At 50.6% G+C, this 25,828-nt stretch carries 17 protein-coding genes; 12 read left to right on the top strand and 5 right to left on the bottom strand.

Annotated features, from left to right (window positions below):
• Positions 1-23: 23 nt before the first annotated feature.
• The 9 genes from GK091_RS07770 (at position 24) to GK091_RS07730 (ending at position 11,181) form a co-directional block, all read left to right on the top strand.
• On the top strand, positions 24-1,022 hold the full coding sequence (locus GK091_RS07770) for a 4-hydroxyproline epimerase (protein WP_164036016.1): 999 nt from the start codon (positions 24-26) through the stop codon (positions 1,020-1,022).
• A 2-nt stretch (positions 1,023-1,024) separates the two neighbouring features.
• Positions 1,025-2,272 (top strand): NAD(P)/FAD-dependent oxidoreductase, encoded by a 1,248-nt coding sequence (locus GK091_RS07765; RefSeq protein ID WP_164036015.1) that lies wholly within the window; start codon positions 1,025-1,027, stop codon positions 2,270-2,272.
• A 313-nt stretch (positions 2,273-2,585) separates the two neighbouring features.
• Positions 2,586-4,043 (top strand): S41 family peptidase, encoded by a 1,458-nt coding sequence (locus GK091_RS07760; RefSeq protein WP_164036014.1) that lies wholly within the window; start codon positions 2,586-2,588, stop codon positions 4,041-4,043.
• Positions 4,044-4,450: 407 nt separating this feature from the next.
• Positions 4,451-5,485 carry a Kelch repeat-containing protein gene (locus GK091_RS07755; RefSeq protein WP_246202169.1) on the top strand — a complete coding sequence of 345 codons (1,035 nt, stop codon included), beginning with the start codon at positions 4,451-4,453 and terminating at the stop codon, positions 5,483-5,485.
• On the top strand, positions 5,472-5,837 hold the full coding sequence (locus GK091_RS07750; RefSeq protein WP_246202168.1) for a DUF4907 domain-containing protein: 366 nt from the start codon (positions 5,472-5,474) through the stop codon (positions 5,835-5,837). Before GK091_RS07755 ends, GK091_RS07750 begins: the two co-directional genes overlap by 14 nt.
• A 9-nt stretch (positions 5,838-5,846) precedes the next feature.
• On the top strand, positions 5,847-7,169 hold the full coding sequence (locus GK091_RS07745) for a DUF4270 family protein (protein ID WP_246202167.1): 1,323 nt from the start codon (positions 5,847-5,849) through the stop codon (positions 7,167-7,169).
• Positions 7,170-7,596: 427 nt separating this feature from the next.
• A complete protein-coding gene (locus tag GK091_RS07740) occupies positions 7,597-7,860 on the top strand; it encodes a hypothetical protein (protein ID WP_164036011.1) in 264 nt (87 codons plus the stop codon).
• A gap of 20 nt (positions 7,861-7,880) precedes the next feature.
• Positions 7,881-8,291: a hypothetical protein gene (locus tag GK091_RS07735; protein WP_164036010.1), complete on the top strand. Its 411-nt coding sequence runs from the start codon at positions 7,881-7,883 to the stop codon at positions 8,289-8,291.
• Positions 8,292-8,787: 496 nt separating this feature from the next.
• Positions 8,788-11,181, top strand: a complete 2,394-nt coding sequence (locus GK091_RS07730; protein WP_164036009.1) for a gliding motility-associated C-terminal domain-containing protein — start codon at positions 8,788-8,790, stop codon at positions 11,179-11,181.
• Positions 11,182-11,363: 182 nt separating this feature from the next.
• Here GK091_RS07730 and GK091_RS07725 read toward each other — a convergent pair whose 3' ends face one another.
• The gene (locus GK091_RS07725) at positions 11,364-12,896 is read right to left on the bottom strand and encodes a P-loop NTPase family protein (RefSeq protein ID WP_164036008.1); all 1,533 of its coding nucleotides are present in this window, start codon (positions 12,894-12,896) and stop codon (positions 11,364-11,366) included.
• 201 nt (positions 12,897-13,097) lie between these two features.
• On the opposite strand from GK091_RS07725, the gene GK091_RS07720 reads away from it, so the two are divergent.
• A complete protein-coding gene (locus GK091_RS07720) occupies positions 13,098-14,894 on the top strand; it encodes an IPT/TIG domain-containing protein (RefSeq protein WP_164036007.1) in 1,797 nt (598 codons plus the stop codon).
• A 148-nt stretch (positions 14,895-15,042) separates the two neighbouring features.
• Here the strand turns inward: GK091_RS07720 and ypfJ are convergent, their stop codons facing one another.
• Positions 15,043-15,906, bottom strand: a complete 864-nt coding sequence (gene ypfJ / locus GK091_RS07715) for a KPN_02809 family neutral zinc metallopeptidase (protein ID WP_164036006.1) — start codon at positions 15,904-15,906, stop codon at positions 15,043-15,045.
• 105 nt (positions 15,907-16,011) lie between these two features.
• A complete protein-coding gene (namA, locus tag GK091_RS07710; protein ID WP_164036005.1) occupies positions 16,012-17,082 on the bottom strand; it encodes an NADPH dehydrogenase NamA in 1,071 nt (356 codons plus the stop codon).
• Between the two features lie 399 nt (positions 17,083-17,481).
• Here namA and GK091_RS07705 point away from each other — a divergent pair, with 399 nt between their 5' ends.
• Complete coding sequence (locus tag GK091_RS07705) at positions 17,482-18,396, top strand: cation diffusion facilitator family transporter (protein WP_164036004.1); 915 nt, start codon at positions 17,482-17,484, stop codon at positions 18,394-18,396.
• Positions 18,397-18,641: 245 nt separating this feature from the next.
• Here the strand turns inward: GK091_RS07705 and GK091_RS07700 are convergent, their stop codons facing one another.
• The gene (locus tag GK091_RS07700; protein ID WP_164036003.1) at positions 18,642-19,802 is read right to left on the bottom strand and encodes an acyltransferase family protein; all 1,161 of its coding nucleotides are present in this window, start codon (positions 19,800-19,802) and stop codon (positions 18,642-18,644) included.
• A 1,483-nt stretch (positions 19,803-21,285) separates the two neighbouring features.
• Here GK091_RS07700 and GK091_RS07695 point away from each other — a divergent pair.
• Complete coding sequence (locus GK091_RS07695) at positions 21,286-21,675, top strand: hypothetical protein (RefSeq protein WP_164036002.1); 390 nt, start codon at positions 21,286-21,288, stop codon at positions 21,673-21,675.
• 1,934 nt (positions 21,676-23,609) lie between these two features.
• Here GK091_RS07695 and GK091_RS07690 read toward each other — a convergent pair.
• Positions 23,610-25,787 carry a putative Ig domain-containing protein gene (locus GK091_RS07690; RefSeq protein ID WP_164036001.1) on the bottom strand — a complete coding sequence of 726 codons (2,178 nt, stop codon included), beginning with the start codon at positions 25,785-25,787 and terminating at the stop codon, positions 23,610-23,612.
• Between the last annotated feature and the right edge of the window lie 41 nt (positions 25,788-25,828).

The following is a 25,828-nucleotide window of genomic DNA, read 5'->3' as shown; positions in this document are numbered from 1 at the left end:
ATTAGATCAATATCAAGTCTCCAATGAAATCTTTCTTCTGCATTGATGCGCACACGTGCGGCAATCCCGTACGGGTTGTAACGGGCGGCAGCATACCGTATTTGAACGGGGCAACGATGAGCGAAAAACGGCAGCATTTCCTGCGCGAATTCGATTGGATTCGGACGGGGTTGATGTTTGAGCCGCGCGGCCACGATATGATGTCGGGCAGTATTCTGTATCCGCCCAGCGATCCGGCCAATGATGTGGGCGTTCTGTTTATCGAAACATCGGGCTGTTTACCCATGTGCGGTCACGGCACCATCGGTACGGTTACGGTCGCTATCGAGCAGGGACTGGTCACGCCCAAAACACCGGGTGTGCTAAATCTGGAAGTGCCAGCCGGACTTGTTCGTGCCGAATACCGCCAGGAAGGCAAAAAGGTAAAGTCAGTCAAGATCACGAACATCAAATCGTATCTGGCTGCTGAAAACCTAACCGTCGAGTGCCCTGATCTGGGAACACTGACTGTCGATGTCGCCTATGGCGGAAACTTCTACGCCATTGTCGATCCGCAGCCTAACTTCCCCGGTTTGCAGCATTTCAACGCCGAACAGCTCATTGCGTGGGCACGAACAATGCGGCAACGGATGAACGAACAGTACACCTTTGTGCATCCTGAAAACCCAACGATCAAGGGGCTGAGCCACATCCTCTGGACGGGTGAACCGATTGATCCGACTTCCACCGCCCGCAACGCCGTTTTTTACGGCGATAAGGCGATCGACCGGTCGCCCTGTGGCACCGGGACCTCGGCCCGACTGGCGCAATGGTACGCCAAAGGACGACTGAAACCCGGTGAGGACTTTATTCACGAAAGCATCATCGGTTCAAAATTCATCGGTCGCATCGAAGCAGAGACCGAACTCAATGGTCAACCGGCCATTATTCCGAGCGTTGAAGGCTGGGCGATCATTCACGGTTTCAACCAGATTCTGCTGGACGAAGACGATCCGTACAAACATGGTTTTCAGGTAATTTAAGTATGACGATAGGTATTATTGGCGGGGGCGTTAGCGGGCTATTCTCGGCGTATTATTTACGAAAAGCGGGTCATGACGTGACGTTGCTGGAACACGGCACCTTTGCGGACAGTTGCTCGCATGGAAACGCGGGCATGATCGTGCCGAGTCACATCATTCCGCTGGCCGCTCCGGGGATGATCGCCAAAGGCATTCGCTGGATGTTCCAGTCCACAAGTCCTTTTTATGTGAAGCCACGCCTGAACCGCGACCTGTTGCAATGGGGCTGGCTTTTTCACAAACATGCCACGACGGCCCACGTCGAACGGGCAATTCCGGTACTGCGCGACCTGAGCTTTTTGAGCAAAACCCTGTACCAGGAACTGGCTTCGACGGGTAATCTGGACTTTGGCTGGCAGGAACGCGGCCTCTTGATGCTCTACCAAACGTCCGAAAACGAGCACGAAATGGCCGAGGAAGCCGACGTAGCCAATCGGTCTGGTGTAGACTCGCAGGTGCTGACGGGTCAGCAGGTGCAGGATTTGGAGCCAGATGTTCGGGTCACGGTACGAGGGGCCGTCTACTATCCAGGTGATGCGCACATCTACCCCAATCAGCTTATTAAGGCCTTGGTGACCCGGTTGCGGCAACTGGGCGTAACGCTGCTCGAAAATCAACAGGTCACCGATTTCACCGTACAGAACGGCAAGATCAGCAAAATCATTACCGCTGGCGGAGCCCATTCATTCGATGAGGTCGTGCTGGCGGCTGGCGCGTGGTCGCCGGACCTGATGCGCAAACTGGGCTTGTCACTTCCCTTGCAGGGTGGCAAAGGTTACAGCTTTACGCTACCCAAACAGGCGTCGATGATTCAGGTTCCGGCCATTATGCTCGAAGCCCGCGCAACAGCGACCCCCATGAACGGTCAGATCCGGCTGGCGGGTACGCTCGAAATCGCCGGAACAGATATGTCGGTCAATCCGAATCGGGTACGCGGCATCGTGCAGTCGATCAATCGCTATTACCCGGATTTGTCCGCGCCTATGCCCGCTACCGAAACGGTCTGGCGCGGCCTTCGTCCCTGTTCACCCGACGGGTTGCCGTATATCGGGCGGTTGAAGCATCTGCAAAATGTAACGCTTGCTACCGGTCATGGCATGATGGGCGTGAGCCTTGGCCCGGCAACCGGTCAGCTGGTAGCCGAAGCCGTTACGGGCCAGGCGGGTAGTTTATCGCTCCAGCCTTTTGCGCCGGAACGGTTCAGTAAGTAATCCGTTTCTATTTTTCAGGAAAATACAAAGGGGCAGCCCAGTCATCAGGTCAACGGAGTAACTTCTCCACTGGCTTGATAACTGGGCTGCCCCTTTGTATTCAGCGCGTTTTTCCACCAATGTCCTTAGCAATGACCTGAATTAAAAAACGATTAGACTATCCTACATAACATACTGATAACTTGACTAATAGTCCACATCAATTCGTTACAGACTAGCTTCTGTGCAACAGTTAACCAATTATAAACGTACATAAATACAGCAGACAGCAAATAGTCGTTTAGTTATATAGATCTACAAGAGAATAATCGTTATGAACAACGCGTATCACAAGCAGCCTATCTGGCAGAAACCCACTTTGTGGCTCCTGGCCGGTTTCGTACTAACCCTATCATCCTGCAACAAAAAGGCAGACGATGTTAGTCCCCAAACAACAGCCGCAACGTCCAGCGAGAACGCAACGGTCGATAACTGGATGCTGGACAACATGCGGCAGCTTTACTACTGGAACGACAAAATTCCGGCAAACCCCGACACCACGCTGGCTCCTTCTGATTTTTTTGATTCCATCCTCTATAAGTTCGATGCAACAGCACGACCCGATGGCGACCGGTTTTCATGGACCGAAGAGTATGCCACCGACCTGACAGCTTCCCTGAGTGGTCAGACGAAAACGACCGGGATGGAATTTACGCTCTATCTGCGCTCATCGGGTTCCACCGACGTTATTGCGCAGGTATTGTATGTGCTACCGAATTCGCCAGCGGCACAGGCTGGGCTGAAGCGAGGTGATATTATCAGCAAGGTGAATGGTCAAACGCTGACGACGACCAACTACAGCTCCCTCCTGTTCAGTGACGCCACCACCTACACGTTTGGTCTGGCCCAGGTCAGCAGTCAGGCAGTCGTTGATACGGACGTTTCGAAAACGGTTACGACGGCGGTCTATCAGGAGAATCCGGTCTTTCTGGATTCAGTATACACCATCGGCGGCAAAACCGTTGGCTATCTCGTATATAACCAGTTTGTTCCTGCACCGAATGGCAGCAAGGCGACCGAATATGACGATCAGGTGGACGCTATCTTCAGCAAATTCAAAGCGAAGGGTGTTAACGAATTGGTGCTCGATCTGCGCTACAATCCGGGTGGTTATACGTCGTCGTCGGCCAATCTAGCCAGCCTGATCGGCAAAGGGGTCGATGCCAGTAAGCTGTACTTCCGGGAAGAATGGAACTCGACCATTACCCCGTACTTACAACAGGAGTATGGCAGTGATTTCTTTCTGCAAAAATTCAGTACGAAATCCCAGAACATCGGCGCAAACCTATCCAGAGTATTCGTCCTGACAACCGATATGACAGCCTCCGCCAGCGAATTGATTATCAACGGCCTGCGCCCTTACATGACGGTCACAACGATTGGCACAACAACCTACGGTAAGAATGTTGGCTCGATCACCGTCACCGACGATACCGGTAAAATCAAGTGGGGTATGCAGCCGATTGTGTTCAAGTCGTTCAATAATCTGGGCCAATCCGATTACGCCACTGGGTTCAAGCCCTCAGTTGAAGTAGAGGAGCCGATAACACTATATCCGCTCGGCGACACCCGTGATGCGTTGTTGGGTGCCGCGATCGGACAGATCACGGGCACGGCAACCACGGGTCGGGTAGGCGTGTCGCAGAATCCGCTCAAAGTATTGGGCTCGTCCATCCAGCGTAAAGCCGGTGGCACTCCGATGGTACGCTCTCTGAAAAGTCTTACTCTATAAGTAGCCGAATCGTCCGCAAAGTCCCCAATACCCTTGGCTTAAGGGTATTGGGGACTTTGCGGATAGTCTTATTAGGTCGACCTAAGGCCGAAAATTTGGAATAACCTGCAAGAATTAAGAATTTTTATGAACCCACCCCGTTAGTAAGTAAGGGTAGTTTGAAGTAATTTTGCAGAACACAATTGAGATTCCGGCCCATGCGGAGAAGCTTACTAAAGCAAGTTGTCACGTTAAATACATGACGTTTGGTTCAGCAGATTCCACGGTCAGCCTCTCAAATGGGTCAGTCTTAATTCAAATTGGTCTAACTTTACGGTTCAGTTCTTTCGTTTACGCTATCTTTCATGATTAATTTACCAATCCGATTTCGTTCGGCTACTGGGTCCCTGCCGAAAGCTATATCCCCAATGGCTAGTCAATCACAGGCAGATCAAGACACTAAAAACCACCGTCGTTCAACCTTCATCAACTGGGCATTAGGTCTGGTTTGCGTTGGTTGGGCCAGTGCGCTCGTCGGCTGTTCCAGTTCCGATACGGCATCTACCTTAGGTGACTGGAGACACCGTTCTGATTTTGAAGGTGTAGCCCGTGCTTCGGCATCCGGTTTCGTTATCGGTAATTTTGCGTACCTGGGTACCGGATACGATGCCTCCAATAACCGCCTGAAAGATTTCTGGGCCTACGATCAAACCAAAAACACATGGGTTCAACTAGCTGATTTCGGTGGCGTTGCCCGTACGGGTGCTGTCGGCTTTGCCGTTGGTACCAAAGGGTACATCGGAACGGGCCTGAACGCCAACAGCGACAGACTCAAAGACTTCTGGGAATACGATCAGGCAACCAACAAATGGAAAGCGGTCGCTGATTTCGGCGGTACGGCCCGGTTCAGTGCCGTTGGGTATGCAATCGGTTCTAAAGGCTACGTGGGTACCGGCAATGACGGTAACTACCTGAAAGACATCTGGTCGTTTGATCCATCCACAAATGCCTGGGCAAAAGTGAGCAGCTACAGCGGCTCGAAGCGCGTAGGTGCCGTAGCGATGGTATTGAACGGACTCGCATACGTTGGTGCGGGTGATAATAATGGAAGCTCGCTCAGAGATTGGTATGCCTACGATCCGGCGCAGGATCTGTGGATTGAAAAAGCGCAGTTCACGTCTGATCAATCGACCATTGCCCGTAGTAACGCCGTTGCGTTCGCCATCAATAACCTGGGTTACCTGACTACCGGTAATAATAGTAGTACAACGGTTTGGCAGTACACCCCAGGCACCGACACTTGGGCTACCCTGGGCACGTTCGAAGGATCGGGTCGTCAATATGCGATTGGTTTTGCGATTGGCGGCAAAGGATACGTTACGACTGGCCTGAGTGGTACAGCTCGTTTTGATGACCTCTGGGAGTTTGACCCAACCATCGCACAGAATCTTGACACCAATTAAGAATACCAAGCCTCACCAGCAACGTTCCCGCTCAGGATTGATCCGCATCGGGTTGCTGCTGATTATGGCAGGACTTGCTATCCTAACCGGTTATCTGGCGTACAGTTGGCGATCTTATTATGAGGTTCAGGTCTTCAGCACGCCAACTGGCTGGGGGTATGACATACTGAGTAACGGCGAGCCGTTTATTCATCAGCCTACCATACCAGGCGTTCCTGGTGTGGTAGGCTTCACCAGCAGTGAGCAGGCCCAGCGGGTTGGCGAACGGGTGGTTGAGAAATTACAGGAGGATAAGGCAATGCCTACTCTGACACACGACGAATTGCGCCAGTTAGGCGTATCAATTCCCTGATCTGTTTTTATGATGCGTACTTTCTGGTACGCCGGTTTGCTGATGTTAACCGGTATTGTACTTTTTGCCTGTCAATCAGGCGACCTTAACGTGGGTCAATCGGTCATCAATCCGCAGGAGTTGCTGGTCCAGTCGATCGATTCGGTGACGATCCAGACATCGACGGTATTAAGGACGGATTCATTCCCTACTTCCACCGATCAGAATATATTGGTCGGTCAGTGGACTGATGCCAGAACGGGTCGCTTACAAGCTAAGGCTTTTTCGTCCATCGATTACGTGTCTAACTCGTTTCCTACACAAACAACACTACGGGTAGATTCGCTGGTTCTTGAGCTAGGCTACGGGTACGCTTATGGAGACACAACGTCAGCCTTCAATCTAAGCGTGTATCGTCTGAATCGAGTGCTACCCAGTGGCATCGTTTTCTACAATACGAGCAATGCTGCGTACGAAACCACTCCGTTTCTACAACAGACGATAACACCCCGGCCCATAAGCGGAACAAGACCCGTCCGCTTACGCCTTCCGGCTGCGATGGCGCAGGAATTCTACGCGAAACTCGTAAGTGGTGAAATCAATAACTCGACTACGCTGGATGAGTACATGCCGGGCTTTGCCTTTGTCAGTCAGTCAACATCGACCAACGTTTTTCTGGGTTTTGCCATTGGCTCAACAAGCGGACTACGGCTCTACTACCACGATACGGATATCAATCAGACTGCCTCAAGTCTGCTGTTTCCATTGAGCAGTTTGCATTTTACGCAATTAAAGAATGACCGCAGCGGTACAGTCCTCAGTACGCTGAAAACCCGCACAGATGCCGTTAACAGCACACAGACAGACAACACAACCGCTATATCGTGGGGAGCCGGTCTACAAACCCGGATCGAGTTTCCTTTCCTAGGCAACTTTTACAGACCGGATCAATTCGCTGACTTTAACAGTGCGTTGCTGGTGGTAGGTCCCGTTCGGCAGAGCTTGTTCGACAACACAGCCCCACCCTCCAGCCTGGCACTCTACGAAGTCAATAACAACAATGACATTATAGCATCCGTGCCCGGCACGTCGACCGGAGGCTCAGCCGCTATTGCCGGTTATACATTGAACAGAAATTCGTTGATAACCGACGATACCTACACGTTTGACCTGACTTATTACATTGGCCAGATTATCAAACGAAAAATACCCAACCGTCCATTGATCTTGACGCTCTATCCGTCGGGTTCACCAACCACGCTACGGGAGTTGGTTCAGCGGGTTACGCTGGGCAATCAGCAGCGACAGAATGACCGGATAAAATTACAATTATACATGACATCGAGTCTTTGAGCTAACTACACCCCCGCCGTTGGGGCTCCGACCACTAGGTGATTACAAGGCCAGCAAAAGCGATTTTGCTGGCCTTTTTCTTTACCAGCTCTTAAGGAGCCGAACAGTTACGTACGAGTCGCAAGACGACGGCAGCATCACACTCTTTTTTATTCATAAATACGGGGATTCGCTGCAACAGGCAGCGCCGATCAAACGTACTCTTTTGTAGGAACCGGCGCGAAAATTCGTGCGGATCATTACCGTAAAAAATGCGCAACAATACGCGTGGGCTGCGCAACGACTCGCTAAAATCGATTGTGTAGCCGAACGTTAAAAGACCTTAAAAGCCGCGTTAACAAACCTAAAACCCCATAGCAGATGCGTCAGCTGTACGTTACCTTTTTATAAACCGGGAAACAGCGGTCAAACTGACTAGGCCAGACAGATGCAACGTACGTCCATAAAATTCGAAATAAACCGGTCGGCTTCAACCCCACAGCCCGCTCTACAGGCGCTCCTGTCCCAGTCAGAAGATGAGTTTTACGGGAGTCTGCAACGTATCTGGAATAACGTTGTGCAGCTGGAAGACATGGGAATCATCCACAGCGAGAACGATAAGTTCGTTTACGCTTACCGATTTGCCGAAGCCGAACTGCAACGCGCTTATTCGGAAAAAGGGTTAGTCATCAATACCACTCACACTCTTTAGCCGGTTTTCACTCAGCAACGATGAAAACGTACCGGAACGAGCATGTTACCGTCTTTGTCGACTGTGGGATACACCTCATTCAGCAGATATGGATTGATAAACCGTCCAGCGAGACCTTTCGGAACGGTTCTCTCGCGGTGATGGCACTGGCCAGGAAGCACCGTCCCAAACGGTGGCTGATCGATCTGCAACAACTGCGCTTGTTTAACCCAACAGACATCCAGTGGTTCATTAACGAATGGCTACCCAGAGCGACGTTTTATTTACCGCATAACGTTCGAATAGCCATCACGGTAACAGACTTGAATCAGTTCAGCAAACTGGGTGCCGATCTGATCCTGCGGGCATCCGGTCGTATGAATGAGGCACAGACCAGCCGTTATTTCGTCACGAACGAAGAGGCTCGTCAGTGGCTACTGATTCCGGACTAAGTCCCGTATGATCATCCTTCGTAAATAGAGGGTAGATTTTGACAGTCGATACTTTCTATGTAGCACATTCGAACAAGAGGCTCAGACAGTTCAGGCCACGTACTCAACCCCTTTTTGCTTTTTCGTCAATACGAGCATTACGTCTGCAACGAGAAGAAACAAGTCCGCGTATGGATAGTAATTTCTGTTGTGGATGAATGATGCGGGTTCCGCTGCTTTTCTGAGCGAGCAGACTTCCGGCCAGAATCATGTCCCGCCGTAAATCAGGATTGATAGCAACATCTAAAAACTATTGAGTTGATCGTCAGATTATTGTGTATTTTTATCTGGCTAGGATGCAAGTATAGCGAATAAGCAGAAAATAGGTCCACTAAGTTAACGAAACACCCATTCATTGTCCTAACGCAACCAGTTAGGGTAACGATAGACGGATAGAGTACGCGGGTTTGATTACAACGAAGAAGATGAATGTGACCGATTAACAGGCAATTTGCGTATGCGTATATCTACTTTTCGAGTTATACTTTTTCTGTTGACGCTGGTGTATTCGTTTACGTCGTGGGCCACTCATCAGGTTGGCGGACAACTGGAAATGCGAGCGATCGGCGATGTACCCGGTCATTACCACATCACGGTTATTAACTACCTCGAAGACGGCACGACGGGTATTTCCAGACAGTCAAATACGGGAAATCTAGGCATCTTCCGCAAGCGGGACAACGCGCTTATGCTGCCCTTTACGGTTCGCGAAACAGCTGCGCGTCAGCCAATTATTTACAGTAATGAATTTTGTGCGGCCTTACGCAACCTGAAATTTGTAACGCTTACTTACGAAGCCGATATTCAGCTCGCGCCTTCTTCGTATGCTGATGCAGCCGGTTACTACATTTCCTATCAGACCCGCAATCGAAACGCAGGTATAAACAACATCAGTAATCCGTCACAAACCGGTTTCACGTTCTACCTGGAATTTCCGGCTATCCAGCAAAACGGAACGTTATTCGTCAACTCGTCTCCCCGATTTTCCCCCATAAACGGCGAATATATCTGTCTGGGCGATCCATTTACGTTTTCGTTCGCAGCCACGGACGCCGATGGCGACGACCTGCGCTACTCACTGGTGACGCCCCTGAACCAGAAAGGGACCGGCAACACGCAGAACGCCGTATCGGCAGCGCCCTACCCCGATGTGAGCTGGTTATCAGGCTTTGGGGCTACCAACGCCATACCGGGCAGCCCGACCTTATCCATCAACGAGCAAACGGGACAACTCGCCGTAACGGCCAGTCAACTGGGCTTATTCGTGTTTGCCGTGAAGGTAGAGGAGTATCGGAACGGCATGAGAATTGGTGAGGTAAGACGGGATTTCCAGTTTCTGGTTGTCGATTGTCCACCCGCTACAACGCCAAATCCAGCCGTTCAGGTCAAAGATCGGGCACTGGGTATTCGTAGTGTCACCATCTGCCGGGGGGATTCGACGGTTATTCAGGCTACTGCGGATGCGAACTGGAACTACCAATGGCGTCGGGACGGCGTCAATCTGCCGCATGCAACTACATCGTCCATAACGGTTCGTGAGGCAGGTGAATATACCGTTGTCGTTTCGCAGAAAGCCGCCTGTAGTAAAACGGGTAATTCGCCGGGGGTAATTATCACCGTGGTCGGAGCCGAGGGTAAACTGAGTACCAGTGGTCATTTGTGCGCTACAACGGGTTCGGTGCAGATCAATATGTCCGGCAGTACTGATGTTACCTATCAGTGGTACATGAATGGACAGGCAATGAGCGGTAAAACCACGGATTCAGTGACGACCAGTCAGCCGGGTAAATACTGGATAGTATTGACCCAGCAACCCACCGGTTGTGTTTTCAGAACGGATACAGTGGGCATAGACCGGTCAGCAGCGGTTCAGGCGGCCATTCAATCGGCAACGGGTTCTCATCGGTTATGTCCTCAGTCCTCGCTGGCGTTGACCGGGAGCGGTGGCGTTGCCTACGCCTGGCAGAAAGATGGACAAACGCTGTCCAGTATAGCGACATCGGACGCCAATTACTCGGCGACAGCTGCCGGTGTTTACAGCCTCACGGCGACAGATGCATACGGCTGCACCGGCATCTCCACGGCGTTCACCGTTGAGCAAATTCCACCCGTAACCGTTACGCTGGACTCCATTCCCGATATGTGTGGCACCAATGTTCCAATAGTTACGCTTATTGGTAGCCCGCCCGGTGGGGAGTATACGGGAAACGGTGTGGCCGAAGCCCAGTTCAGCGCCCAGAAAGCTGGCGTAGGACAACACAGCGTTGCCTATACGGTAAAAGCTGCTCCCGAATGCGTCGGTACCGTAGCAACCCGGAAGGCAGTCGTTGCCCCGATACCAACGATTCAGCTGACCGACTCACTGACAACCTACAAAGGCAATACATTTACGCTTGATCCTGTTTATTCCGGCAATCCGAATCAGTATCGGTGGGTGTCGGCTACGTATCTTAGTGACGATAAAGCAGCGAATCCAACAATAACCAATATACTAGCCGACATTACGTACACGCTCGACGTTAAGAACAGTAGCGGTTGCGAGGCCAAGGACACTATTCACATCACGGTTTACGAGCGCGTTTGGGTTCCCGACGCCTTTACGCCCAATGGGGATGGCCTGAACGATGTGCTTCGGCTGCCCGGTATCGAGGCTTTTCCGGAAGCCGTTATCACGATTTTCAACCGCTGGGGCGAAGTCGTTTACCTATCCAATGGTGGTTACGTCAAGCCCTTCGATGGCACGTACAATGGCAACGATTTGCCTACTGGCGTCTATCCTTATACACTACGCCCGATACCCGGTAAGCCATCGATGCAGGGCCGCCTGTTGCTGCTCCGTGATCATCATTGATGTCCGTTTTCAGTCGCCGATTGTCGGCCCTAAACAGTTCTTATTCTAGCAGTTCAGGTTGATGTCAACTAACGGAAAGGTCATACTAGGCGGGGATTGAAAAAGATCGGGGCGTATTGCTCAGGATCAGCGTTTGCAGCTTCTCCTGAGCAATACGCCCCGATCAACGTTTTTTATTTAGCCTAGTAGCGGCTATCGTCGTCCTCGTCCTCCTCTTCACCGAAACCACTGTCGGGGTTGAACATAGAGCCTAACAGATCCTTGAATTGCTGACCCGTGTCGAGGGCTTTTTTACCGATGAGCGAGTGCTCGGCCAGACCGTGCAGCGCAAACTCCATCATGAACAGTTTTTCGGGCTTGCTCAACTTTCCGTGGAACTGATCGACCAGATCGTCCAGCCCGTCGATGGTGCGCAGTCGGGCTTCGTAATCGCGGTTTGATAGTTCGCTCAGGATTTCCATCACATTGCCATCACCGAACCAGTCGGTAATTTTCTTGTATGGGTTACCCCGTTTGTCTTTCTTGGCCTTTTCCGGATTCGGGAAATACGTCAGAAACTGATTCCGCACCGCTTTACCGATCAGGTTCTGCGCGACGATGACCGGTCCTTCAACCTCACCTTCGTAAACCAGCTCGACCTTACCGCAAATGGCAGGTACAACACCGTACAGATCAGCAATGCGCACATAAGTATCTTTCTCCCCATTCAGCAGGGTACGGCGTTCAGCCGATGACAGGAGATTTTCGTAGGCTGAAATAGTCATCCGGGCCGACACACCACTCTTCGAATCGACATACTCACTTTCGCGGGCCTCGATGGCAATCTGCTCGATGAGATCGATGATCAGTTCGTTGGTCTTCACCATGCCTTTCTGCTCCGGCTTCACGATGGCTTCCTGCATCGTAATTTTCTTCCCGATCTCGATCGACTTCGGATAGTGCGTCACAATCTGCGAATCGATCCGGTCTTTCAGTGGCGTCACAATGCTACCCCGGTTGGTATAATCTTCCGGGTTAGCCGTGAAGACAAACTGAATATCGAGCGGCAGGCGAAGTTTGAACCCCCGAATCTGAATGTCACCTTCCTGCAAAATGTTGAAGAGCGACACCTGAATACGGGCCTGCAAATCGGGCAATTCATTGATAACGAAAATACAGCGATGCGAGCGCGGAATCAGGCCAAAGTGAATGGTCCGTTCGTCCGAATAAGGCAGCTTGAGCGTGGCCGCTTTAATAGGGTCTACGTCACCGATAAGGTCAGCGACCGAGACATCGGGCGTAGCCAGTTTTTCGGTATACCGATCATCCCGGTGCATCCACGTGATGGGCGTCTGGTCACCTTTTTCAGCAATCAGATCCAGCGCAAAACGCGATAACGGCTGGAGTGGATCGTCGTTGAGTTCCGACCCGGCCACTACCGGAATGTATTCATCTAACAAGTTGACCATCAAGCGGGCAATCCGGGTCTTTGCCTGACCACGCAACCCAAGCAGGTTGATGTGGTGCATAGACAAAATGGCCCGTTCTACGTCCGGGATGACGGTATCTTCGTAACCCCAGATCCCCGGAAACACGACTTCTTTGTTTCGTATCCGTTCGATCAGGTTTTCCCGTAGCTCCTGCTTAATCGACCGGGATGTATACCCCGCGGCTTTCAGTTCGCCGAGCGTTGCAATTTTTACTAGATTTGATGACTTCAGGCTGCGGTAGTTCATTCGTGTTTTGTAGATAACGGATCGTGCACGACGAACGCTAAATTGGCGATTTATAAAGTATCCCTTCGCGCACGTTAGCGTATTGGCTGTACACTATTCCTAACAGGCTTTCAGGAGAAATGGTTTTTAGACATTAAAATTGGCTACTTTTACTACAATGCAACGAATGTTTGCGCCGGGCGGAACAGCCCTCTGCCAGTTATGAAGTCAGTTTCCGTTAGTTTTATTTTTCTTTTTCTAGTACTCAGCCTATCAGCCTGCCGCGTCAAACATGCCCCACCCGAACTGACCGTGCTTTTGCCAAAAGAAGCTTATGTTGGTCAGGAGATTACGCTGGGGGGCTATCAATTCGGTACGGAACCGGTGGTAACGTTTACCATAGCCGGATCGGCGATAGTGGGTCAAGTCTCGGATTTGTCGGAGCAGAGCCTACGCGTAACCGTTCCGCTTATACCCCCCGGTATAGCCCAGGTACGGGTTCAGACGGGCGAAGGCGTTTCAGATCCCCTCCCCCTTTCGGTGTTGCAGCCACCACCCGTTGTGACCTCCATAACCCCCGGAAATGGCCTGCCGGGTTCGGAAGTCGTTCTGACCGGAAACTACCTTAACCAGATTCAGGAGCTTCGGTTTGAGCAGACGCCGGCCATCGTGAAAGATAGTTCGGCTACCAGACTGACGCTGATCGTGCCACCAAACATAGCGCGGGGATCGCTCAATATCGTTGTTACCACAAAGGGAGGGGAAGTGTCGACCGGATTTATCGTGGCCGGAACACCGCAGATAACCAGTATTTCGCCTACCGTTGGGAAGCCGGGCGCGGAGCTGATCATACGGGGGCAGAACTTGTCCGACGGCCTGACGCGCATAAATGGGCTAGCCGTTGACCGTAACCAGACCAGCGTTAGAGACACCGAAATACGAACGGTAATTCCGACCAATGCCACGTCCGGCAAAGTAACGGTCACCGTCTTCGATAAATTGATCGCTACCAGTGCCGATAGTCTCAAAATTGTGCTGCAACCTGCCGTAGCCAGTTTAAGCGCACGCGACGGGATCACGGGCGATAAAGTTATCCTAACCGGGATCAACCTGCGCGATGTATCGACGGTATTGTTCGGAACGGTCTCTGTTCCGTTCCGGCTTGTGAGCGATACGCAACTCGAAGCAACGGTACCTAATCTGGGCTCACCGGCACAGGTGACGGTTTCGGTTGCCAGCGCGGGTGGCAATGCCAGCGCATCCGACCCCTTTTTCTTTTACGTAGCGCCGTCAAATCTGACCGTAAGCCCAATACGCCAGCTACGATTACAACCGCTCACCATCACGGGGCAGAATCTGTACCGTATCACTGATGTTCGGGTGAGTGGCGTATCCGTGCCGATCACCAGCCGCATCGAGGGTTCACAGCTGCTGATCAATGTACCAGCCGATGCCGTCAGTGGCGTCATTACGGTCACAAACCGAGCCGGAACCGCCACCAGTCAGCCTTTCGTCGTGGTGCAGAATCCCGTAATTACTGATTTTCTCCCAGCTAAAGGCCGCTCTGGCGACCGTGTTGTCGTGCGCGGAAATTTCCTGTTCAACGCGCAGTTCTACTTCACCGGCTCTGTCAGCCCAGCCGCCGATGGAGGTAAAAACGAGGATACCGAACGCTGGATACTGGTTCCGACCGACGCTCAGACGGGTCCTATCCGTGTGTTGAACGCTACCAACCAGGCTGTACTCACCGATGACTTTACCGTTGTTCGTCTGGCGACCATCACCGATTTTACCCCAAAAACGGCAAAAGTCGGGGACGAACTAACGATAACAGGTCAGAATCTGGCGAATGTTACGGCGGTAAAATTCAATGGAGGGACATCGGCAGTAGCTACGTTCCGGCTATCGGGCGCTTCACTGATCGTAACGGTTCCAACCGGTGCTGCTGTCGGGCAAATCTGCCTGACGACCGAAGCGGGCAGTACCTGTACCAGCGCAAATTTCACTCCGGCGAGATAACGAATCGGTACATCAGCACACGTGTCTGGTGACAAACCGACACGCCCAGAACGCAGAACAGTGTTTGATATGCCAAATCTCGAAGATATAGCGTATCAAACACTGTTCTGTATTGGTTCAGACGAGTAACCGTCCGAAAATGTATTTACTACAAATTGGAATCTTCGTTGCTGTTAAAGGTATCGCCCTGACTGATATCGCCAGTTTTGAGCCCTTTCTTGAACCAGTATACGCGTTGCGCTGAACTACCGTGGGTGAAGGCATCCGGAACAACGCGACCCTGGGTCTGCTCCTGAATTTTATCGTCCCCAATGGCATTGGCAGCAGTAAGCGCAGCCTCAACGTCGTTCGCATCGAGGGCGATGCTTTGCCCCTGCGCGTGATTCGCCCAGACGCCCGCAAAAAAATCAGCCTGCAATTCCAGCCGAACGGATACTTTGTTAAACTCCCGTTCGCCCAGGCGCTGCCGGAGAGCATCCACTTTATCCATGATACCCAACTGCTTCTGCACATGGTGACCAATCTCATGCGCCACAACGTAGGCCATAGCAAAGTCGCCGGGAGCTTGGAAACGCTGCGCCAGCTCATCATAGAACGACAGGTCAATGTACACTTTTTGATCGGCAGGGCAATAGAACGGGCCCATCGCTTCCTGCGCCGTTCCGCAACCCGATTCCGTAGCTCCCCTGAACATGACCAGCACGGGTTTACGGTACTGTTTTCCCTGCTCAGCAAAGAGTTTTGTCCAGACGGTTTCCGTACTGCCTAATACTTTACTGGTAAAACTGGCAGCGGCATCATCGGGCTGGGGGCCAGTAGGGGCCTGTGCTTCTGTCTGGCTGGACGAATCCGAACTTTGATTCAGTATCTGCGACGGATCTCCGCCCAGAAGCATGACGATAACGGCTATCACAACGGTGCCGATGCCACCGCCAACCAGTAATCCTCCACCACCACCTCCTCCGCGTCGATCTTCGACGTTTTCACTTTCACTTTGTCCTAGCCAACGCATAGTCGATACTTAATTTTGAGTAAAAAGAATGGTTACGATTATATAACAGTAAAGTAAGTAAATCGGCTGGCACCTACGTTAATTTCACGTGCGCACCCTTTTGTTTTACCTCGGTTTTGCGCGTTCGTATTGCGCTGGCCAGGCAATCTCATCACCCAGCGTGTGGGCGGCATGGAGTGGGAAATAAGGATCCCGCAAAAACTCACGGGCCATCAGGATAAAGTCGGCCTGCCCGCTTTCGAGGATTTCTTCTGCCTGCTCAACGGTGGTGATCAGACCGACCGCAGCGGTCAGTATACCCGCTTCCTGTTTGACCCGCTCGGCAAATTCTACCTGATAACCAGGACCAACGGGAATCTTAGCCTTAGCCACGTTCCCGCCCGTCGAGCAATCGATCACATCGACACCCTTCGTTTTCAGGACAGTAGCCAGCGCCACCGAATCATCGGCAGTCCAGCCGCCTTCGGTCCAGTCGGTAGCCGATATACGAACAAAAAGCGGGTATTCTTCGGGCCAGACGGTCTGTACGCGCTCGATCACTTCCAGCAATAATCGAATCCGGTTGTCAAACGAACCGCCGTAATTATCGGTCCGCTGATTGCTCAATGGCGACAGAAACTGATGGAGCAGGTATCCGTGTGCTGCGTGAATCTCAGCCACCTGAAAACCAGCCTCTACGGACCGACGGGTCGCATCCTGAAAATCTGCCAGCACATTGTGAATGCCTTCGGTGGTCAACTCCAGCGGAATTGGCTCTGTTTCGGTGAAGGGTATTGGACTTGGCGCTACGGTTTCCCACCCTTTTTCTTCGGTTGGGGCAATGGCTTTGCCACCATCCCACGGGCGGTGATGGCTTGCTTTCCGGCCGGCATGGGCCAGCTGAATACCGGCTACGGCTCCCTGCTGGTTAATGAACTGCGTGATGCGTTTCAGACCGGCGATGTGTTCATCTTTCCAGATACCCAGGTCGTGCGGAGAAATGCGTCCTTCAGGCGATATGGCGGCCGCTTCCGTGATGATCAATCCGGCACCACCCACGGCCCGGCTCCCCAGGTGAACCAGATGCCAGTCATTGGTAAACCCATTCTCACTGGAATACTGGCACATCGGTGAAACAACAATCCGGTTTTTGAGCTGGATACTTCGGATGGTGATAGGCGAAAAAAGAGCAGACATAACGTAGATGATAAATTCAGCGAACGATATCGTTTTTCGGCAGCTGTATGAACGGCTTGAAACGAACGCTGCTATAGCAACAACCGGCGATGGGTAGTGGTTTTGATTCCGGCAATTATTGGGCTATTTTGAGGCAGTTAGGCGTAATGCGTTCTCTGACTTACCGACCGATCGACAAACAAGCGGTAGTTCGAGCGGTTGATTCCACGAAGCAGAAAGGCCCCCAAACAGCATGACGTGACCAGTGAACACGAGTAAAGCGCATCAATCCCCTCGTTTGCCAACCCCGTCATATCTACCTGATCCTACGGGATTTGTAGTCAATTCAGGCTGACAACAAGTTAGTCGTAAAGCCAGTTTATTGACCTGTTGGCCTTCCTCCAATCCACTATACCGTCTATGCCTGCATCCAAAACTCCCATTTACAGCGCTTTAGCCGCTAACCTAGCTATTGCCATCACTAAATTTATAGCAGCCAGCGTTACGGGCAGTTCGGCAATGGTTTCTGAGGGTATCCACTCGCTGGTTGATACATTGAATGAAATCTTGCTGCTCTACGGCATCGCCCGAAGCAAGAAGCCCGCCGATAAAAGTCGTCCCTTTGGCTACGGTAGAGAGCTGTATTTCTGGGCGTTCATCGTATCCATCCTGATTTTTGGCGTCGGCGGTGGTGTTTCGTTTTACGAAGGCATCACGCACTTACAACACCCCGAACCCATCAAAGAACCCTTCTGGAACTACATTGTGCTTGGCATAGCGTTCTGCTTCGATGGCATTTCGTTCATTACGGCTCTCAAAGAATTTAACCGACAGCGCGGGGAGAAACCGTTCTGGTCCGCGGTCAAAGGCAGTAAAGACCCCTCTACGTTTGTTGTGCTTTTCGAAGATGCCTCGGATCTCTTGGGATTGATCGTTGCCTTTCTGGGCGTTTTTCTGGGCCATCAATTCAATAACCCTTATTTTGATGGTATCGCTTCGATCATTATCGGCCTGATTCTCACCGGCGTTTCTATCGTGCTGGCCCGCGAAAGCCGAAGCCTGCTCATGGGCGAAAGCATTGAATCGGCAACGTTGAGCGAAATCGTAGCCCTGACAGAAAGCGATAACGCGGTAACCAGCGTTCTTCAATCGCCGTCCATTTACCTTAGCCCGGAAGAAGTACTGGTGATGCTGGTAATCGACTTTCACGATGCCTTGTCGACCTCAGAAATCAATGAAGCAATCAGCCGGATTCGAGCCAACATTCAGCAACAGTTTCCAATTGTCAGGCAGGTTTTTATCGAGCCGGGCGTAGGCAATGAACAGGCAACTTAATGTCGTACCAAGGGCCTGTTCAATCGTGGGTAATGACCCATAAAAAGCGGAATCAGCCGCATCAGACCCGCGCTAACCTACCGGTCCAACTAGGGTGGCGAATGAGCCGCCCACGCGAGTAATTTAATGGCACTGTCAGGAAAGTTGTTGCCGGGTTACCGACCGAGAACGTGGGGTATCTTGTGCAACTTTGTCGCTGTAAACGAAGAACTGGATTGCTCCTGTTTTCTGACAGATCGCGGTGGCTATCGCTGACGACCTGATGAAACGTATTGCCGTACTAGTAAAAGATGCTTCGTCAGAAACCTACGTACAGGCTCATCATACAATTTTAGGCATAAATAAGCCAGTACGATAGAGCCAACGACAAGCGATAACGCACCGGGCAACGATTGTTGGAACGTGAGGTTTTCATTCTTAACCCAGGCGTAATACAGGTAGATGAAGGGATAATGTACCATATACAACGGGTAAGAAATAGCGCCCAGCAACTTGCCTGTACGGGTCGTTAGTTTATCCGTTGTCTGTCCGGAAGCACCAAGATAAACAAGCACAGGAAAGACAATGGCAACACAGATTGTGTCGTATAAACCGTTCATCCATAAATTTTCACTACCACCGATTCGTGGTAGTGCGGATAGAATTACGATTGTCAGGCTACCTAGCCAAAAAGCGCCCTTCACCTTGACTGGTTTGAATACGCGAGACAGCAGCAATCCGGCCGAGAATGAAAATAGCAGACGCAACGAACCGCCGATTATATTTTCTTCCGTTAGCGAAAATCCAACGCATATGTCTCCGTATGGCCCCCAAATGGCAAATGCCGCCAATCCGCAACCGGCAAGTAGGACGACGAAAAAAAGAACACTGGTCGGGAGCTTACGGAGCAAAAACGCATAGAGAATCGTACCAATATATTCGTAAAATAAAGACCAGCTCGGACCATTCAGCGGATACATTTCACCAACTCCCCGAATTTCAACGCCGGGGGTCGCCGGAATTAGACACGCATTTATGAATGTGGCCACCAATAGCCTGGGTGCGGATACGGTTGAAACGTCCCAGGCAGCACAACCCTGATAGTAAAACATGATCGCCCCGATGATAGCCCCGATCACCACCATAGGATGCAAGCGAATGAATCTACGTTTGATGAATTCGTTTGTCGTCATCGTCTGCCATCGGTCGTCATAGGCATAGCCAACAACGAAGCCAGACAGGATAAAGAAGAAATCAACAGCCAGATAACCGTGATTGATTTTTTGGTCTATATGACTGGTTGCGTAGGCTTCAAATACGTGAAAACAGACAACGGTCAGGGCTGCTACGCCACGTAATCCGTCAAGTATGTTGTAATGCGGCTTGGTGTCCGCAAATGCAGCAGCAGAAATTCTGTTTTTTGACATTACCTGTACATTCATTGTCGTGCGCCAGTAGACTGTGGCTAGGCATTGAAAGCGATTGAACGCCTTGTTATCCCGGTCTCTACCAGCCAGCGGAACGCAAGTACGCCTTTTTTAGCCATCCAACGCAATCGCAAACACGGCCCGATACCAACTAATGCCCTTATTTCATAGCTCCCGTGCACGAGTGGACACGGAGTCACTCGCACCTGGGAAAATCTGACTTTTGACGAGCGGCCCTGGCAGACGGTGTACCGGTAGTACCCCAATAAATCGGTTTGTTTAGTAGAAACGCAACAAAACCCTCGACCGCGTCAACTCAGCATTCATTAGTTGGATGACAACACGTTGGTAACGAAAGCTTGTTTTGGTTGTATACATTGCTTTTTAGCAGTCCGCCAGGGCGGTCGATAACGGTAGCGTAACCTCTATAGCTTGGGCAAAACGTAGGTTTATTCGCTGCAATCGCAGCAAAGCGAGACCGCTTCTACAACTCTATAGGTCTGAATTTCAGGGTTACGCAACCAAGCACTAGGAGTTAGCGTATATACGATTACCACGACATGGCGTTTCATGTCACTGGGTAAATGTAAGTAGTGAGCAAACGCCGGGCCTAAGATGAGCCCGGCGTTTGTTATTTCGACCAAGAGTTAAACATTTATTAAAAAGCTGACTGTTTCGCAACAACTCTACCGCTTCTACAGTAGTATACAAGTAGACAATATAGGTAATACAAAAAACGCCCAGACGGATGAGTTGGGCGTTTTTTTATTGGCTGCTTTAGGTTCTACCTGGTCCAATCGTTTAGGGCTTTGTATGGGCGCTAGCGATTTGACTGGTCGGCCTTCTGTGAATGCCCTCTCTTGTGGTTACCCGTTTGGTACACCGTATCAACCAACAGACGCGCACGTTCCAGATACTTATCATCGACATGACCTGACTCTGCAAGCTCAATGTATCGTCGCGCAATTTCAAAGCGGATTGGGTCAAAGTGGTCTGCCATAGGTATAGCATGTACGTTCCCTCATTTGAGAAGCATATTAAGCAAATAATCAATAAAATATACGTTTAATTACACTATTTTTTTCTATAAATTATGTCTACTGGCAATTGTCATTGCTAGATTCGTCGCCCTGCGTGCGGAGTACGGACCCGATAAACCTTGCTTTTTATCAAAGAAGATCAATGAGAATTCGTTTTTGTGTCTTCTCCCAAGCACAGGCGAGGAGCCTCCTTACGTAGCTACAAACCGATAGGTAAGTCTTGCACAGCATACTCTCAGTGCCGATTCGGCGGATAAAATAAGGGATTTAGCACCCTAATCCGGGCATTCAAACAGATTAACTGGTAACAGGCGCAAATAACCTTAAACTTTACCAAGCAGCCACGGCCCTGCCTTCCACACGGCACTGTCGTATTCTTTACCGTGTTCTGGCCGCTACCCTTCCTAAAGTAAAGTACATGATAAACCGAATCGCTACTTGCCATGAAAAGCCCGTTATTTGCCAGCATCAGTATTCAGTTCGTTAATAAAGCCGTTCAGGACGCGATCCGTCGGTGTGAGCAGATTGTCGTTGTTGGCTCGTCCGATGAGTATCAGAAGATCTACTTTTTCACGAACAGAAAAAACTATTTCCGCTACTACACCATCGATCTGAACGCAATGGACACAACAGTCCCCAAGCGCTTTCAGCAAGCCAAGCGGGGATTTTATGATGAGATTTTGCGTAAAGAGCCCCTTGCGCAGGCAGTTACCCGGATTGAAGCCTGCCAGTTACTGAATAAATTCGCTACGGGTCCCTCGATCGATACGACTTCATTCATAAAGTCGAATAAGGCACTTATGCAATGGGTTAAGAACCTGCTAGTCTCTTAACCCATAGGTCGCCAATGAACTCCAGTTGCGCCAACGGCCAGCACCCGACCGATTAGTGCTACACCTAAACCTGGCGACTAGCCAAGACAAATCGGTTACCCCTGTTCTCCAGAGCCAGCCATTCGCTTGACCAGACTATGGACGCGAACAAACGGCCAGTGAGAAAACCCGGTTTTGTCCGGTTCAGACAGTTTGTTCTGTTTTACCGGACCGGGCAGTCGGGCTAAATTGACGAGACCAGGCAACAACGTTGAGCTCGATAGAACCCAGCACCATTACGTATTCCTAGTGCGGACCGAATCCCCATTTTTAGTTCGACTACGGGAACTCGGTCCGCACCAAAAACGGAAAGAAGCAATCGAAGCCGATCCAAAACACGGGCGCTAATGCAACGGGTGGGCGTTGGCCTCACACGGGTCAACGAGTCAGGCCTTGCTGGATTAGCTGACTCCATCAAGACATGTAATTGATGTGGCCTCAATTTCACGTCGGCGGTCCCGCGCGAACGATTCAGCAGATTCGTTAATCTTTTACATGGTCTTGTTCAGACCATGTAGACACCAATTGAGCCAGATCAACAACCGGTTGCCTACGCAAAAGGTGATTTGCGGTAAGTACAGTTTCTGATTTTTGCCGGAATTTTGCGTTACTCATTCCGGCAACAGCAAACAATCTCCCCCACTAATAAGTATAATTACCTTAGTGAATGTGAGCAATTCGCTTAAGTATCTAGTTTACGCTAGATCAAACGGAATACACAGAAACGCCCGGACACATTGCTCTGGGCGTTTTTTTTACGAAGCCACGTAATCACAAGGTAATCAGGACTAGTTTATGACCAGCGTCTTACGCTTAGTCTCGTCTCTTTCTACCCGATACAGAACGTAGCTACTTTACATAGCTTGACTCCGTTTAAAATTTCAGCCTTTGATTGATTGTTCGCAGAAGAATAACCGAGAAGTCGATAAAATGACGATTGATCCAACTTTTTACGAAAAACTTAAACCGTACTGATAAGGCTTTTAAGCCGTCAATCCAAGCGCTGGCATGGCCAGTGATCGAACGATTTTAATAAAGTTTTTCGTCAAAAACGTAGGTCCCATTTCCATAGCTTCAGGCTTCCTAATGAACTGAATTACGCGGATTTTTCCTAATATTGGCAGTGATGTGCGCTTGTGTACAAGCGGCTACAAAATCAGCCGAGTCAAAGCCTGAATCGGCGTTCAGAAACGGGTCATAGTGTTAAGATTCCCGAGGGGTAAACACAGCTTAAATGATGTCTATATTACCTGACAGAAACAACGTATTCGTAGTGTTGCTGACTTTTCGACCTTGATACACCAATGCATCTCTGCCACTTTTGGCAGGCATACGACTACCATCAAACTCGACACTCGATAGATCTGAATGCTTATGGTTTTGGGTTAACGTATTGGCCCAAATAGCACATTAACAGTCGGCCGTGCACCACTCATAATGACAATAAAAGCCTAAGTTACGACCAAGTACTTTAGTCAATCAAAAACTCGTTGGTGATTGATTGACGTTATTGACATCGCACCGGCGTCCGGCCAGTTTTCAGACGATGAAAGAATACATTCTACAATTTCTGTCAGCAACACGGTTGTTTCAAATTCGCGTGTTCCGATGGTAGGCTGTGGTGAAATTCACGTTTCAAGCATCGCATTGCCCATGATCCTTACTACCGTGTGTATTTAAAGTTCGCACCTCAGAAATCTCACAGCTTTGGGTATTTTCTATAAGTTTAAAGCAGCTTCAATATTACTATAATAAACATGTGACAGTATAGGTAAACTACTACGGCAGGATAGTTTGTCAAAAAACTAACGACTCGGATTGTGGACTCTCTCATCAGCAATAAAAAAGCCCAGATCGTTCAGATTTGGGCTTTTGGGAGAATAAAGCATAATAGGCTAAGGCATCAATAACTTAACCTGTTGCCGTTGGGTCGCGGTGCGGACTTCCAGAAGAAGCAGCCCTTTGGCATGGCCCACCGGCACGCTGACCCGATCTACTGAGCCCGCCTGCTCAATCGTATGCTGGTGAATCAGCTTGCCCTGGGTATCAACCAGATTGAGATGCACAACTTGTCCGGCTACCCCGCTAACCTCTACCTCGGCTGAAGTACTGACTACCGGATTACCCAGCACTTTGATGACAAGGCCGGTATTCACCCCTTCAGCACCCGCACGAACTGACTTAGCACAAGCAGCCAACCAGTTATAGCTGTAGCTAGCCACTGCATTGCCTTGCTGAGCCTTCAGGGTGATTACCGGGTTGTCCGTGTAAAGGCGGAGATGGTAGGGACCGGCCGCACTCGTAGGTAACATCTCGTTGACTACCGAAAAGCTGAATGGCTCGCTGGTTAACCCCCGGTACTGTGGCGTAAATGTCAGTCGCCTTTCGGTGGCCGTGATGGCTTGGCAACTCATCGTGTTGACGGCTGTAATAGCAAACGGAGCTGAACTGACGGGGCATACGGCGCGAATGTCCCACACCAGCATGACTTCCTGACCGTTTTGACGGGCTTTTAGCGTAATGGGTTGGGCATCGGCGGCTGTCCGGGTCTCGGCATCAACGAACTGATTGGGGTTGGTTGTCCAGCCGGTGATGCCCGGTACGGCGTAGTACTCAATGGGTGAGCCGTCACCCCCTGTCGTGTTGAACCTAAACGCACCGGTCTGGCAGTCGTAGCCTGGCATCAAAAGTTGCAGACTACCCATAACCGGAGCGGGTACGACCGTCAAGGTGAACTGGGCGTTTACTGACAGGCTACCGGGATCGGTAGCCTTTACCGTCACGTTCGACACGCCAGTCAGCGATGTGCTACCGCTAATGAGGCTACCCGTCAGACTTAAGCCCGTGGGTAAGCCCGTTGCGGTGAAGGTCAGGCTGCCGGGCGTTTCAGCGTCCGAGAAGGCTGAGGCTAGTTCCAACTGTACGGATTGACCGGCTGTTATGGTCTGATTAGCTAGTCCGGTCGTGCTTGGTGCTGTATTACTAGCTGCTTCGGCATAGATGTTGATCTCCAACGGGCCATCTTTCACAAAAACAAGCTTATTGTTGACTGGAGTAGCCGCTAGATTTGTCCTAATTAACCCAGGGAAGTTGATAACTGACCACTGGTTGGTAGTGGCATCATAGACATCAATATCGGAAGAGCTTCCCATCGAATTTCCCGCAAAGAACGCTTTATTACCCAACGAGATGGCGACTGACTTATATCTAGCCTGAGACAAATTTGACTCGCTCCACTGACCGGTGACTACATCATAGATCGCCACCTTAGACGAGCCTGAATGAGCTGGATAATTAAGTCCGGCAAACAGTATTTTGTTGCCGGCCCGGGTAACGGAATAGTTATCACTTTGGAGAGGAATACTGGCGGCTGACCATTGGCCTGTGTTGACATCGTAACTATCGATCAAGCCCTTTTGGGCAAACCAGATTTGGTTACCGACGCTAACGGCGGCTAGATACTCGCCGGATACGCGGGGCAACTGGGAAACTGACCATTGATTGGTAGCTACATCGTAGATATCAATTGTGTTGTAGTTAATGGGTACAACACCTAAATAAGGATTAGGCCCCGGTACATACCCTATTGTGTAGCTGGCCCCCCCAGCAAACAGGATCTTGCTGCCCGCGCTAGCAACGCCCATGTTGGAGCGGGGCTGTGAAAGTTCAGCCAATGACCATTGATTGGTCGTGCTGTTATAGATATCAACCCGGGCTTCACTTCCAAGGAAAATTAACGCTCCCGAACGTCCACCGGCGAAAAAGGCGAGGTTGCCTACACTGCCAGCGCCTACCTGCGTTCTGCCTATAAAACCAGCATCTGAGGTCACCTGACCAGTAGCATCGTCATAAATAGTGACTATTCCGCCCGCCCGAGGGCCACTTAAGCCCGGATACGTTGATACTCCGCCAGCAAATAAAGCTTTACTACCCACTGTGGTAGCCGCTCGTTCAGTTATCCAATCAGCAGAAAAACCAGTTAGGCTTAGTGGAATGGTAGTCCATTGGGCCAGCGTGGGGATTGCAAGTAATTGGAAGCCGGCGATAAATAGAGTAAATAGAAGTTTGTTCATAAGCTGAAAGAGTGGTGTTTGGAATCGAAACAACAGTTAAT

This window comes from Spirosoma agri (assembly GCF_010747415.1).
Classification (GTDB): domain Bacteria; phylum Bacteroidota; class Bacteroidia; order Cytophagales; family Spirosomataceae; genus Spirosoma; species Spirosoma agri.
This window is presented reverse-complemented; position numbering and strand designations above follow the sequence as displayed.

Excerpts from the sequence above, each read along its gene's own strand:
- GK091_RS07770 (WP_164036016.1), top strand. The coding sequence starts at position 24 with ATGAAATCTTTCTTCTGCATTGATGCGCACACGTGCGGCAATCCCGTA.
- GK091_RS07700 (WP_164036003.1), bottom strand. The coding sequence starts at position 19,802 with ATGTCAAAAAACAGAATTTCTGCTGCTGCATTTGCGGACACCAAGCCG.
- GK091_RS07755 (WP_246202169.1), top strand. The coding sequence starts at position 4,451 with ATGGCTAGTCAATCACAGGCAGATCAAGACACTAAAAACCACCGTCGT.
- namA (WP_164036005.1), bottom strand. The coding sequence starts at position 17,082 with ATGTCTGCTCTTTTTTCGCCTATCACCATCCGAAGTATCCAGCTCAAA.
- GK091_RS07740 (WP_164036011.1), top strand. The coding sequence starts at position 7,597 with ATGCAACGTACGTCCATAAAATTCGAAATAAACCGGTCGGCTTCAACC.
- ypfJ (WP_164036006.1), bottom strand. The coding sequence starts at position 15,906 with ATGCGTTGGCTAGGACAAAGTGAAAGTGAAAACGTCGAAGATCGACGC.
- GK091_RS07720 (WP_164036007.1), top strand. The coding sequence starts at position 13,098 with ATGAAGTCAGTTTCCGTTAGTTTTATTTTTCTTTTTCTAGTACTCAGC.
- GK091_RS07760 (WP_164036014.1), top strand. The coding sequence starts at position 2,586 with ATGAACAACGCGTATCACAAGCAGCCTATCTGGCAGAAACCCACTTTG.
- GK091_RS07690 (WP_164036001.1), bottom strand. The coding sequence starts at position 25,787 with ATGAACAAACTTCTATTTACTCTATTTATCGCCGGCTTCCAATTACTT.
- GK091_RS07730 (WP_164036009.1), top strand. The coding sequence starts at position 8,788 with ATGCGTATATCTACTTTTCGAGTTATACTTTTTCTGTTGACGCTGGTG.
- GK091_RS07735 (WP_164036010.1), top strand. The coding sequence starts at position 7,881 with ATGAAAACGTACCGGAACGAGCATGTTACCGTCTTTGTCGACTGTGGG.
- GK091_RS07695 (WP_164036002.1), top strand. The coding sequence starts at position 21,286 with ATGAAAAGCCCGTTATTTGCCAGCATCAGTATTCAGTTCGTTAATAAA.
- GK091_RS07745 (WP_246202167.1), top strand. The coding sequence starts at position 5,847 with ATGATGCGTACTTTCTGGTACGCCGGTTTGCTGATGTTAACCGGTATT.
- GK091_RS07705 (WP_164036004.1), top strand. The coding sequence starts at position 17,482 with ATGCCTGCATCCAAAACTCCCATTTACAGCGCTTTAGCCGCTAACCTA.
- GK091_RS07725 (WP_164036008.1), bottom strand. The coding sequence starts at position 12,896 with ATGAACTACCGCAGCCTGAAGTCATCAAATCTAGTAAAAATTGCAACG.
- GK091_RS07765 (WP_164036015.1), top strand. The coding sequence starts at position 1,025 with ATGACGATAGGTATTATTGGCGGGGGCGTTAGCGGGCTATTCTCGGCG.